Source organism: Christiangramia gaetbulicola (assembly GCF_003054225.1).
Lineage (GTDB): Bacteria > Bacteroidota > Bacteroidia > Flavobacteriales > Flavobacteriaceae > Christiangramia > Christiangramia gaetbulicola.
This window is the reverse complement of the sequence record NZ_QBKQ01000003.1, coordinates 449030-462060: the sequence shown is the minus strand read 5'-3', so window position 1 is coordinate 462060 and position 13031 is coordinate 449030. Positions and strand designations below refer to the sequence as shown.

13 protein-coding genes are annotated in these 13031 nt (G+C 38.5%); 5 read left to right on the top strand and 8 right to left on the bottom strand.

Annotated elements, in window-relative coordinates:
* Positions 1-5 precede the first annotated feature (5 nt).
* The 4 genes from C8P64_RS13650 to holA all read right to left on the bottom strand — a co-directional run bounded on the left by C8P64_RS13650 (position 6) and on the right by holA (position 3768).
* A complete protein-coding gene (locus tag C8P64_RS13650) occupies positions 6-1040 on the bottom strand; it encodes an o-succinylbenzoate synthase (RefSeq protein ID WP_108172631.1) in 1035 nt (344 codons plus the stop codon).
* Between the two features lie 45 nt (positions 1041-1085).
* Positions 1086-1766 (bottom strand): metal-dependent hydrolase, encoded by a 681-nt coding sequence (locus C8P64_RS13645; RefSeq protein WP_108172630.1) that lies wholly within the window; start codon positions 1764-1766, stop codon positions 1086-1088.
* Positions 1767-1858: 92 nt separating this feature from the next.
* Complete coding sequence (gene menA, locus C8P64_RS13640; protein WP_108172629.1) at positions 1859-2761, bottom strand: 1,4-dihydroxy-2-naphthoate octaprenyltransferase; 903 nt, start codon at positions 2759-2761, stop codon at positions 1859-1861.
* Positions 2758-3768 carry a DNA polymerase III subunit delta gene (gene holA / locus C8P64_RS13635; RefSeq protein ID WP_108172628.1) on the bottom strand — a complete coding sequence of 337 codons (1011 nt, stop codon included), beginning with the start codon at positions 3766-3768 and terminating at the stop codon, positions 2758-2760. The genes menA and holA overlap by 4 nt, the downstream gene beginning before the upstream one ends.
* Positions 3769-3849: 81 nt before the next feature.
* Between holA and C8P64_RS13630 the strand changes: the two genes are divergently transcribed.
* From C8P64_RS13630 to C8P64_RS13615, 4 genes are all read left to right on the top strand, one after another.
* Positions 3850-4296 carry a type I restriction enzyme HsdR N-terminal domain-containing protein gene (locus C8P64_RS13630; RefSeq protein ID WP_108172627.1) on the top strand — a complete coding sequence of 149 codons (447 nt, stop codon included), beginning with the start codon at positions 3850-3852 and terminating at the stop codon, positions 4294-4296.
* Positions 4296-5288 carry a glycosyltransferase family 2 protein gene (locus C8P64_RS13625; protein ID WP_108172626.1) on the top strand — a complete coding sequence of 331 codons (993 nt, stop codon included), beginning with the start codon at positions 4296-4298 and terminating at the stop codon, positions 5286-5288. Before C8P64_RS13630 ends, C8P64_RS13625 begins: the two co-directional genes overlap by 1 nt.
* A gap of 98 nt (positions 5289-5386) precedes the next feature.
* Positions 5387-6232, top strand: a complete 846-nt coding sequence (locus C8P64_RS13620) for an OmpA/MotB family protein (protein ID WP_108172625.1) — start codon at positions 5387-5389, stop codon at positions 6230-6232.
* A 128-nt stretch (positions 6233-6360) separates the two neighbouring features.
* Positions 6361-7458: a hypothetical protein gene (locus tag C8P64_RS13615; RefSeq protein WP_108172624.1), complete on the top strand. Its 1098-nt coding sequence runs from the start codon at positions 6361-6363 to the stop codon at positions 7456-7458.
* A gap of 422 nt (positions 7459-7880) precedes the next feature.
* On the opposite strand, the gene C8P64_RS13610 is transcribed toward C8P64_RS13615, so the two are convergent.
* The 4 genes from C8P64_RS13610 to C8P64_RS13595 form a co-directional block, all read right to left on the bottom strand.
* The gene (locus tag C8P64_RS13610) at positions 7881-8717 is read right to left on the bottom strand and encodes an alpha/beta fold hydrolase (protein WP_108172623.1); all 837 of its coding nucleotides are present in this window, start codon (positions 8715-8717) and stop codon (positions 7881-7883) included.
* 105 nt (positions 8718-8822) lie between these two features.
* Complete coding sequence (locus C8P64_RS13605; protein ID WP_108172622.1) at positions 8823-9443, bottom strand: L-threonylcarbamoyladenylate synthase; 621 nt, start codon at positions 9441-9443, stop codon at positions 8823-8825.
* A gap of 62 nt (positions 9444-9505) precedes the next feature.
* Positions 9506-9718 (bottom strand): hypervirulence associated TUDOR domain-containing protein, encoded by a 213-nt coding sequence (locus C8P64_RS13600; protein ID WP_108172962.1) that lies wholly within the window; start codon positions 9716-9718, stop codon positions 9506-9508.
* A 298-nt stretch (positions 9719-10016) separates the two neighbouring features.
* Positions 10017-12338, bottom strand: a complete 2322-nt coding sequence (locus tag C8P64_RS13595; RefSeq protein WP_108172621.1) for an ATP-dependent helicase — start codon at positions 12336-12338, stop codon at positions 10017-10019.
* Between the two features lie 154 nt (positions 12339-12492).
* On the opposite strand from C8P64_RS13595, the gene C8P64_RS13590 reads away from it, so the two are divergent.
* The gene (locus C8P64_RS13590; protein ID WP_170106665.1) at positions 12493-13029 is read left to right on the top strand and encodes a DsrE family protein; all 537 of its coding nucleotides are present in this window, start codon (positions 12493-12495) and stop codon (positions 13027-13029) included.
* Positions 13030-13031: the final 2 nt, after the last annotated feature.

Genomic DNA, 13031 nt, shown 5'->3' with positions numbered 1-13031 from the left:
TTTATTTAAAATTTAAATTCCCAGTCCTGGGAATTATCATATTGAATTCTGCCGTTTTCAACCTTGAGCGGACTTTCAAAATTATTAGTATACAAACCTCCAGTTCCCAAACCCTGAGGCAACTCTGGTTTTAAGGTGTAAGTCCATTGTGAAATAGCGTTCAGCCCAATATTGCTTTCCAAAGCGCTGGTGATCCACCAGGCAACATCCTGGGCCTCACAAATATTTTTCCACTCCTCTGTACCTTTAAAACCGCCAATAAGGCTTGGTTTAAAGATCGCGTACTGAGGTTTAATTGTTTGTATGAGTTTTTGTTTTTCTGTTACATCTGTAACCCCAATAAGTTCTTCGTCTAATGCGATTGGTAAGGGAGTATTTCGGCATAATTCGGCCATCTCCTTTACCTGTCCCTGTTTGATAGGTTGTTCTATACTGTGCAATTTAAACTTTGAAAGTCGTTCCAGTTTATTCATGGCATCTTCCGGAGAAAAAGCACCATTGGCATCTACCCTTAATTCAATTTCCTTTTCAGAAAAATTACTTCGTATAGATTTAAGTAGATCCAGCTCAGTTTCAAAATCAATGGCACCTATTTTTAATTTAATACAGTTGAACCCGGCTTCGATCTTTTCTGAGATCTGCTCTTTCATAAAGGCTTTATCGCCCATCCAGATTAAACCGTTGATTGGAATTGAGCTCTTCCCTGAAGTGAAATCTGAAGGAAAAAGAATGAAAGGATCTTCAGCATTCAAACTCTTAAAAGCCATTTCAACCCCAAACTGGATACTTGGAAATTCTCTTAATTCCTCCCAGAGCATATCCTTCCCGAGATTGATATTATCACAAACCCATTTTAATTTATCCTCATAGTCTGGACGGTCATCATAGCTAAGACTTCTAAGGATTCCACATTCTCCAATTCCGAAATTATCAGCATCAGAGATCTTTAAAAGCCAGGTTTCTTTTTCAGTAAGAACGCCCCGGGAAGTTCCACTGGGGCGTTTGAATTTTAACATATACCTTTTATAGTCGGCTGTCATATTATATTATTGAATTGCTCAATATTTAGATCGTGAGATCGCAGTTTATAATTCTATAGATTCGCCAATTTCCAGCAACATAAGATCTTTCCCTTTTTCATAGAATTTTCTTTTTGCTTCTTCATGATCTATTTCTATATATCCAAAAGTATCATAATGGCAACCTAGGATCTTGTCACACTCTATAAAATCACTAGCCACGATAGCATCATCTACTCCCATGGTAAAATTATCACCAATTGGCAGCACGGCGAGATCAAGCTCGGTTTGCATCGGGATCAATTTCATATCCATAGTCAGGGCAGTATCGCCGGCTATATAAATATTCTTGTGTTCACCCTCGATCACAAAACCTCCAGGCTGGCCACCATAACTTCCGTCAGGAAAAGAACTGGTATGAATGGCGTTCACATATTTTACTTTTCCGAATTCAAAATCCCAGCTACCTCCGTGATTCATAGGGTGAACTTCGAAACCTTTCTCTTCATAATGATTTGCAATCTCGAAATTACTTACGATCACAGCACCGGTATTCTTGGCGATGGCTTCGGCATCAAGAATGTGATCCTGGTGAGCATGGGTTAATAAAATATAATCGGCTTTAAGGTCCATGATATCAACCTTGTCTTTAGAAAGGTCATTACCGGTAATAAATGGATCTACAAGTACATTAATATCTCCTATTTTCAATGCCAGGGTATTCTGGCCATAAAAAGTAATTTTCATAATCTAAAAATATTGGTTTTTATAAAAGTAAGGATTCAATAAAAAACCATTAATAGACAGGATTTATAATTTTGTTAAACTTAGCGGAAACACTACCAGATAAGCCCTAATCCAAACAAGATCGAGATCCCAAAGGTAGATAAGGCTACAATCTTCAACTCTGGGTCAAGTGATTTTGGATCCTTATTATTCATTACCCTTTGCAGATGAAATACCAGTGGGATAAAAGCGAGGACATAAATAAAATCATTCAGTTCTGAAGTGGTAATCACAGAGTATAAGAGGAAGAACAACAATGCCCCAATGATCAAAATATAATGATAAGCTTTCGCTTTTCTTTCCCCCAATTTCACGACCAGGGTAATCTTTTTGGATTTTTCATCTGAAATCCTGTCCCGAAGATTATTCAAATTCAATACGGCAACACTTAAGAAACCAACCGAGATCGCCGGAAAAATGCTCACGATCTCATGATCATGGCTATATAAATAATAGGAGCCATAAACGGCAACCAGTCCGAAAAAAATGAATACAAATATATCCCCCATTCCGCGGTAGCCATAAGCGGAATTACCAACTGTATACTTTATAGCCGCTACGATAGCCGCAACTCCCAGAATAAAGAAGATAAAAGCTGAAAGCAATTGATCAGATCCAAAGGATGCGTAAATAAGCAGTACCGCTAAGAATAATGTACTTATGGCCGTGATCACCATGGCCATCATCATTTCCTTCTGGGTTATCAATCCACTTTGAATAGCTCTCACCGGCCCTATCCTCTCATCATTGTCTGTTCCCTTTACCCCATCGCCATAATCGTTGGCGAAATTCGATAAGATCTGTAAACCAAGGGTAGTTCCCAGGGCAAGGCTGAAAATGGCAATATCAAAATGCCCCGCATGGGCGGCAATACTGCTACCAACTAAAATTCCGGAAATTGAAAGCGGTAAAGTTCTAAGCCTTGCGGCATTGATCCATGATGAAAATGCACTCATTCTTGATTCATTATTTTCACCAGAAGTTCCTTCAAAAGATCTCCCTGAGAAACATTTGCTGCTCCAACTCCCTTGCTTTTCACATCGGTTTCCTGGAGCAAACTAATCGCATGACTTACTTTTTTCATAGGATAATTCCGGGCAGCATTCACATAATCATTCACAAAATAAGGGTTTACCTTAAGCTGTTTGGCCACGGCTCCCTTTGACTTATCACTCAATCCATGATATTGCAGGATCTGGGAAAAATAAGAGAATAATAGTGATACCGTTACTACCATAGGATTATCCTTGGGATTCTGTGCGAAATAATTGATGATGCGATGCGCCTTAAGCGTATCCTTCTCTCCTATCGCCTTTCTAAGCTCAAAATTATTGAAGTCTTTACTAATACCTATATTCTGCTCGATGATCTCAGGACTAATGGTAGTGCCTTCAGGACATATAAGTTGCAGCTTCTGCAGTTCATTATCTATTTTCCCAAGATCGGTCCCCAGGAATTCCACCAGCATCTGGGCTGCTTTTGGCGAGATACCAAATCCTCGTGCTTTCAGGGTTTTTATAATCCAGTCCCCTACCTGGTTCTCATACATGCGTTTCCCTTCAAAAATCACCCCGGTCTTAGCGATGGCTTTATGAAGTTTTTTACGCTTATCTATTTTCTTGTATTTATAACAAACAACCAGTACTGTGGTAGGCTGCGGATTTTCGGCATAATCCACCAGTTTTTCGATAGTCCTGGAAAGGTCCTGAGCTTCTTTTACGATCACCACCTGTCTTTCAGCCATCATGGGATAGCGTTTGGCATTACTCACAATATCATCGATATTCGAATCCCGGCCATAAATGGTCATTTGATTAAAACCGCGCTCCTCTTCAGTAAGTATATTTTCTGCAATAAAGTCTGAGATCTTATCTACATAATAAGGTTCCTCACCCATCAGGAAATATATCGGCTTGATATTTCCTTTCTGAATGTCGGTAACGATTTGTCTTGCTTCGTCCATAGGGAATTTGGTGCAGATTTAGATACAGGGAATTCAAAAACTAAATTGCATGGCTGTAATATTCTTTATTACTTTTGAAACATGCAAAAACTGAATTTCCCCCCATATTCGTTTCGGTTCAAAAATAATCAAAATAAAATAGCCGTTTTTGACGATCTGCGGAAAAAATTCGTAATTCTAACCCCGGAAGAATGGGTGAGACAACATTGTGTAAAATTTTTGCATTCAGAAAAAAATTATCCTCTGAGCCTCATCAATGTAGAGAAACAACTGAAGATCGCCGGGCTTACCAAAAGATATGATATCGTGGTGTTTCAACCTGAAGGAGAAATACAGATCATCGTGGAATGTAAAGCTCCTTCGATCAAGATCACCCAGAACACTTTTGATCAGATAGCCCGTTACAACCTGACCTTAAAGGCGAATTACCTTATGGTCACTAATGGACTGGAACATTTTTTCTGCCAGATGGACTATGAAAATGAGAACTATATCTTTTTAAAAGAGCTCCCGGAATATATTAGATAATGAACATAGCTGTAGTCATACTTAACTGGAATGGAAGAAAATTGCTGGAACAATTTCTTCCTTCTGTAATAAAATATTCTGAAGACGCTCATATATATGTAGCAGATAATGCTTCAACAGATGATTCTATCAGTTTTTTAGAAAATAACTTTCCGCAGGTAAGTATTATAAGGAACAAAGTAAATGCCGGTTATGCTGGTGGTTATAATCTTGCCCTTAAGTCTGTGTCGGAAGAAATTCACATATTATTAAATAGCGATATAGAAGTTACGGAAGGCTGGTTAACACCTATCATAGAGGTTTTTAAAGCAGAACCTATGACTGCAGCCATTCAGCCAAAGATCCTGGATTACAAGAAAAAAGACCATTTCGAATATGCAGGTGCTGCGGGTGGTTATATTGATAAGTTTTGTTACCCGTTCTGCCGCGGAAGGATCTTTCAGGAACTTGAAGAAGATCATGGACAGTATAATGACGATCAGTATATTTTCTGGGCCAGTGGTGCCTGCCTGGCTGTTCGCAAAAAAGCTTTTGATGAGATTGGAGGTCTGGATGAGGATTTCTTCGCGCACCAGGAAGAAATAGACCTATGCTGGAGACTTCAAAATACAGGATACAACATCAAATACGTAAGTGCTTCCAGGGTTTTTCATGTAGGTGGAGCGACTCTGGCCGATATGAATCCGAAAAAGACCTTTTTTAATTTTAGAAACAGTCTTTTTTTAATTTTAAAGAACGTAGAACCATCAAAAGTTTTCTTTATTCTCTTCTTTAGAATGGTACTGGATGGTCTCGCGGGAATCAAATTCATTTTTGAAGGAAAATTCAATCATTTCTTCGCAATTTTAGAAGCTCACGCCAGCTTCTACAGGCATTATGGGAAGATTAGAAAAAAAAGACCTAAAGCATTTATTTTCAAGAACTACCATAAAATAAATTCCATCGTGTTTGCCCATTATTTTATGGGAAAAAACAAATTCACCGAACTTTAAAAATATTTAAAAAAGGAATTGTTAAAATACACTTCCGTCTTATTATTTTTTTGATATTTTTGGGCATTCTAACAATTTAAATTTATAAGAAACTAATTATGAAAAAAATCATGCTTTTGTCGGCAACAGCTGCCATTTTGCTATCTTCATGTGTTTCACAGAAAAAATACAACGAACTGGAAACCAAGCAAAGAGAAACTCAGGATCAATTGAACACCGCTACGGTTAAATTGAATTCATGTCTGGATGAAAAAGACAGAATGAATACTGAGATTACTCGTCTTAGTAATACAAATGCTGCCCTTTTAAATAACGTTGGTGATCTTGCTACTCTTTCTAAGAAAGAAGCTGAAAACCTTGAGCGTTCATTAGAAAGTATCAAAGAAAAGGATCTTGCGATTCGTTCTATGCAAGACGCTATAAATAAAAAGGATTCTGTAACTCTTGCTTTAGTTACTAGTCTTAAAGGTGCTCTTGGAAACATGAGCGACGAGGATATCGAGATCAACGTTGAAAAAGGTGTTGTTTACGTATCTATTTCAGATAAGTTGTTATTCGACAGTGGTCGTTACAATATCACTCCTCGTGCGAAAGAAGTACTTGGAAAAGTAGCTACTGTTGTTAAGAACAAGCCAAACATCGAGTTTATGGTGGAAGGTCACACAGATAACAAACCAATTAGCACTTCAATGTTCGAAGATAACTGGGATTTAAGTGTGAAGCGTGCAACTTCTGTAGTAAGAGTTCTTCAGGATGATTTTGGTGTTGAACCAGCTCGTATGACTGCTGCAGGTAGATCTTACTACATTCCAGTTGCTACTAACGAAACTGCTGAAGGTCGTGCTAAGAACAGAAGAACAAGAATCGTTGTTCTTCCTAAACTTGACCAGTTCTACAGTATGATAGAAGAAGGAATGGAAAAAGCGACTTCTAACCAGGAGTAAGCATCCATTAAAATCTAAAAGAAAAGCCTCGCAATTGCGGGGCTTTTTTTATTTAAGGATTTAGAAACCTAAAAATCAGTATTTTATATTATTTTAGTCATAGCCAACCACACCTAAATTTTGATGCTATGAAGAAGATAGATGTGTATACCTGGTGTCTTGGTGCCTTTATTTGCGCTAACGGCATGCAATCCTGCTCGGGAGAAGATCTGGTTTTTAATGAATCTGAAGAGAATGCCATTACCTCTTCACCTAAGAACTATAATAAGACCAGTTTTGTTTACACCCATACAGAACCTGTTTCCTATGCGGTAAACGGAATATTTTCTGATGATATAATATCTGCGAACTGCCAGGTCACCGATTTTGGTGAAGTACTACAGGCTTATTTTTCCAGCCTTATTAATGATCCTCTTTTTGATCTTGAACTAATACATTATTATGCCGATCTAAATCGCCGGTATGCTACTTACTACGTTGGAGAAAATTATTATGGACCCAACGGTGAGTATAACCAGCTAGCCAGAAAACGCATCAGGGAATTAACCAAATTCTGGAACCTAGATCGTGAGATCACCCTTAATGCTATTCATACGTCAAGCCTAAATGACCGTGAAACGCTTACAGATATGATCGAAAGCTTTGACCGGACAGTGCGCAACAGGGATGAGGCTTATGAAAAAGCAGACATGCTTCTGGAATTAAATACCCAATCAAATAATATTCCTGAAAACCCCTATTTCGCCCTGGATGCCTTTACCAGGTCCAACGGCTTGCTGGTTATTGGAGATGGCTTACTGGAAAGTCTCGTGGCTATTGGCATAGAAGGCGATATTGCCTTTACCTCTATAATTTCTCATGAATGGTGGCACCAGGCACAATTTGAAAATGATGCAGACTGGGATTATAAAGATCAATTAGATTCCGCTGCAGAAAGATCCAGATTTTTTGAACTAGAAGCCGATTTTGCGGCAGCTTATTTTATGACTCATAAACGTGGTGCTACCTATAACTGGAAAAGAATTGAAGATTATTTCCGGCTCTCCTTTAATGTTGGTGATTGCCTCACCTTTAGCAGTCAACATCACGGGACTCCCGAACAAAGACTTGCCGCAGCAAGGCTTGGATATGAACTTGCAGAATCTGTTCAAAAAAAAGGATTAATACTCACTCCCGAAGAAGTACATCAAATTTTTATTGAGCGTTACGAATCCGTGGTTCTATGATCCTTTAACATTCAATTGCTTTTTTCCTGAGCCATTTATCAAAAAATCTTATTTGTTTTCAGAAAAAGGCCATAATGACGCGTAAAAAAATCAAATTTTAACAAACGTTCTCGTGTAAAATGTAATCATTCATATATTTTCGGGTTTTCAAAATTAACATTCTATTAACTCTGAAATTTATTTATGAAGATTACCAAAATGGAGGCGTTTGTTTCCATTAAAGCAATGGCCTTTACTTTCGTTTTCTGAATTAATATCTGTATCAAAATGAACGAAAGGGATCTTCGAACCCATAATATGGAAGACTTCATATTTAGCCAGGATGGATATCATCATGTTTTCAATGAAAATATCGATTCTTTACTATAATCGGTAGTTCATCCGCAAACAAAAAGCCCTGCACTTGCAGGGCTTTTAATTTTTTATGACTTCAGAAAATCAATTAAAATCTTATTGAATTCAGCAGTATGCGTTAATACCAGGCCATGCGGTGCTTCTTCAATCACATGATATTCACTATCCGCGATTAGTTCAGCACTTTTCTTACCAGAGATCTCGATTGGTACAATTTGGTCGGCATCTCCATGTACTATCAGGGTAGGGATATCAAATTTTCCAAGATCCTCTCTAAAATCTGTAAGACCGAAAGAGTTTATACATTCTAAAGTAGCATTAGGTGAAGCATTACAGGCAATAGACCAGTAATAATCGGCCATTTCCTGACTTATTCTGTCTCCAACTTTCTCAAAATTCACAAATTGTTTTCCGAATCCTTGCAGAAAAGAAGGTCGGTCTTTTTTAATTTCCTTTTTAAAACCCTCAAAAACTTCTTTCTCCAATCCTTCGGGATTATCCTCTGTTTTTAGCATAAAAGGAGGAACCGCAGATATAAGCGCTGCTTTAGAAAGTTTTGAAGTTCCATAATTACCTATATAGCGAGCGACTTCGCCACCCCCCATAGAAAATCCAATGATAGAAACTTCTGATAAGTTTAATTTATTGATAATATCTTCAAGGTCTTTGGCTAGCGTATTATAGTCGTAATTTGTCCAGGGCTTATCGCTATCTCCAAATCCTCTCCTGTCATAAGCAATGCACCTAAACCCGGCATCAACGATTGAATTGATCTGGTATTCCCACATTCTGTGGCTTAAAGGCCAGCCATGAATTAAAATAACAGGCTTTCCTTCTCCATAATCCTCATAATACAGATTAATAGGCTTTCCTTTTTCCTTACTTGTAGTTTCGATAAAACTCATAACATTCAGTTTTTTATTTAAGGTATGAATGTTATGGGATACTAGCTAAAATAGAACCTACTTTAGAATGTAATTAACTAGCATCTAGAGAATTTTATGAAATTTTCACATGATCTCGATACTTCCCTTTCCTTCACGTATCACTTCTGGCTCTTCAGTTGTAAGATCTATTACCGTAGAAGGTATATTATCTCCATAACCGCCGTCGATAACAATATCTACTAAATGATCCCATTTTTCCCTGATAAGTTCCGGATCTGTAGAATACTCCAGTACTTCATCCTCATCCCTGATAGATGTAGACACAATTGGATTTCCTAATCCCTTCACAATAGCCCTGCAAATATTATTATCTGGAACCCTGATCCCTACCGTTTTTTTCTTTTTAAAAACATTCGGAAGATTGTTCCCACCGGGTAAGATAAAAGTATAAGGCCCGGGTAGACATCTTTTAAGTATCTTAAAAGTCGCTGAGTCTATCTGTTTCACATAATCTGAAAGATTGCTCAAGTCTTCACAAACGAAGGAGAAATTCGATTTTTCGAGCTTTACATTTTTGATCTGCGCGATCTTTTCCAGTGCAGCCACATTGGTAATATCACAGCCAAGGCCGTAAATGGTATCTGTAGGATAAATTATTAGTCCACCCTTTTTAAGGGTTTCAACTACTTTATTAATATGTTTTGGAGCCGGGTTCTCATCATAAATTCTTAGTAATTCAGCCATAATTTTTTCTTTAAAACCTATTAATAATTATAAATTTTGAAGTTTTCTACAGACGGTTTTCTTTAATCTGCCTTTTCAACTTCACTTTCTAATTTCAGCACTTTGCTGCCATCTTCCTGTTCAATATACAAAGCTTTTTCTCCTTCCTTGCCTTTGCGGGTGATTTCGCTACCGTCTATCTGCTTGGTAACTTCTTCAGTATAGGTTGAAATTACTTTACCCGTGGCCGTCCCGTTGCCCCATTTCCATTTCACTTTACTTCCTTCTCTAATCATATTTTTTTCTTTCAATTTAAAGAATATTCAGCGATCTTTTTCCCTCATAGCTGCTGACGAATCGTTTTTTACATCATTTTTAACAAAATGTCACATGTCTTGGTAAAATTGAAGCAGGAATAATAGGTACAGAAATTGACATTAAAGCATAACTTAAAATACAGGCATAAAAAAAGAGACCCGAAAGGTCTCTCCAAAAAGTTTTTTTGTTTGATTCTTAAAAATTAGATGATTGTAGGGATCATCTAATCCTCAATGCTAATATATGTAATTTATACATTTAAATACAAATTCTTTTTTATGATAATACTTTCAGCTTGGCAAAACGTAGAAGAAGTTTCTTGATCCCACCTTGCTGGAAATCTATTTCAGCCTTTTTATCCTGGCCAACTCCTTCGATCTTAAGCACTTTCCCCTTACCAAACCTGAGATGTTCCACTTCATTTCCTTCTGCAAGTTCAATGGTATTTCTTGCCTTTTCAGGTTCTGGTGAAGCAGGTTTCAGCTTACGCAGTTTACGTAATTGCTCCTGTGATGGCTTATGAGCAGGCGGCGGAGTTCCACTTTTTGGTTTGGTCTGCCTCAATTTACTCTTATCAACCTCATCTCCGAAGATATCGGTATTTATTAATGGCTTGTATTTATAGTCATCCTGAGGCACCATTAATTCCAGGTATTGGTCATCGATCTCCTCGATGAATCTACTCGGCTCGGCATCTACAAGTTTTCCCCACCTGTAACGTGATAAAGTATAGGTTAAATACGCTTGTTTTTCGGCACGAGTAAGAGCCACGTAAAACAACCTTCGCTCCTCTTCCAGTTCACTACGGGTGTTCATACTCATTGCTGACGGGAAAAGATCTTCCTCCATCCCAACAATATAAACATAGGGGAATTCAAGCCCTTTTGCCAGGTGAATGGTCATTAAGGCCACGCGGTCATCGTCGCCGGTATCATTATCCAGGTCTGTTGCCAGGGCTACGTCTTCCAGGAATTCTGCAAGCGATCCCGTGGTATCTGCAATTTCTCGTTGTCCTTCCACGAAATCGCGAATACCATTCAGTAATTCTTCAATATTTTCAATTCTGGCAATACCTTCTGGCGTACCATCCTTTTTAAGTTCCTGAACTAAACCGGTCTTTTTGGTCACGGTCTCTGCCACCTGGAAAGCATCACTTGTTTCGTTCATGATCGCGAAACTCTTGATCATATTCACGAAATTCTCAAGCTTGGTCTGAGTTCCGCGGTTGATATTCAGGTTAAGATTTTTGATATTCTCAATAACCTCAAAAATAGACCTGTTGTGTTCTTTAGCCGCTATGGCGAGCCTGTCCATCGTGGTCATCCCAATCCCACGAGACGGGTAATTGATCACCCTTTTTAAGGCCTCCTCATCTTTAGGATTCAGAATAAGACGTAAATAGGAAAGCACGTCCTTGATCTCCTTTCTCTGGTAGAAAGAGAGCCCACCGTAAATTCTATATGGAATGTCCTTTTTCCGAAGAGCATCCTCCATCGCCCTACTCTGGGCATTGGTTCTGTAAAGGATCGCGAAATCACCGTTGTTTAATTGGTTTTGCATTTTGTTCTCAAAAATAGAACTTGCCACATACCTTCCTTCTTCCCCATCGGTAAGCAAGCGATTTACCACGATCTTGGGACCATCATCATTTGCCGTCCAAACCACCTTATCCAGTTTGGTCTGGTTCTTATCGATAATAGAGTTGGCCGCGCTTACAATATTCTTGGTAGAACGATAATTTTGCTCCAGCCTGTACATTTGTACGTTATCATAATCTTTCTGGAAATTCAGAATGTTATTAATATTCGCTCCACGGAAGGCGTATATACTCTGAGCATCATCTCCCACCACACATATATTCTGAAACTTATCTGAAAGTGCACGAACAATTAGATACTGCGAATGGTTCGTATCCTGGTACTCATCCACCAGGATATATTTGAACCTGCTTTGATATTTATGAAGTACTTCTGGAAAACGGTTTAAAAGTTCATTCGTCTTCAGCAGTAGATCATCAAAATCCATCGCGCCGGCCTTGAAACAACGATCTACATATTCTTTGTAGATCTCACCCAAACGTGGCTTCTTAGACATGGCATCTGCTTCCTGAAGTTCACCATTTTGAAAATAGGCTTTTACCGTAATCAGGCTGTTTTTATAAGATGAAATTCGGTTATATACCTGTTTATATTTATAAACGTCTTTATCCAGCCTCATATCCTTAATGATCGCCCTGATCACCGAATGGGAATCCTGCGTATCATAGATCGTGAAATTGGAAGGATAACCAAGCTTATCTGCCTCAAACCTCAGGATCTTGGCAAAAACCGAATGGAAGGTTCCCATCCACAGGTTCTTGGCTTCGCTGCTTCCCACGATCTGGGAAATACGATGCTTCATTTCCCTTGCCGCTTTATTGGTAAAAGTAAGTGCAAGAATGTTAAAAGCATCTACACCCTGATTCATCAGGTAGGCGATCCTAAAAGTAAGTACCCTGGTTTTACCGGAACCCGCTCCGGCAATTACGATCATGGGCCCGTCTTTCTGCAGCACCGGAGCCCTCTGTGCGTCATTTAATCCAGCTAAATAAGCTTCCAAATTTTCTCCGTTTTTAAAAGCTGAAAGGTAACTAAAATGCTTAAAAAAGGAAACCTGAAGCCTGCCGTTTTTTAAACATTTGCTAATGCAGACCGGCAGTGCATTATATTTTAATATCTTTAATTTCCTTAAATCCTATTTTCTGTCAACATCTATGAAAAAAACACTTTTCCTGCTCTTTCTTCTATTTTCTCTGAACACTTTCTCCCAGGATCTAATGCCAGGGGACGTAATCCCAGACTACGGAAAGACATACCCGGTCGAAACACCCGGATTCAAAACTGATACTTCCTCAGTACTAAAAGTCGTTTTTGATGTAAACCGAAGCTTTGATGAAGCTGAACCAAATAAACTTATTGAAACAGCGGCGAGATACCTCAACATGCATGAACACGCCGGGGTTGATCCCGGGAATATGCAAGTAGCGATAGTTTTGCACGGGAAGGCAGTTCAGGATGCCTTAAACGACGAATCTTACAAAAAGAAATTTCCAGAGGTAACTTCAAACCCTAATTTACCGCTGATCAAAGCACTATCAGAAAACGGGGTAGACATAATAATTTGTGGTCAAAGTGCCACCCATTATGAGGTAAATCGTGAAAATACAGACGATCATGCTGTGTTTGCTTTATCAGCGATGACCGCCCTGGTCCAGCTACAGAATGATAATTACAGACTTATTAATTTTTAAAA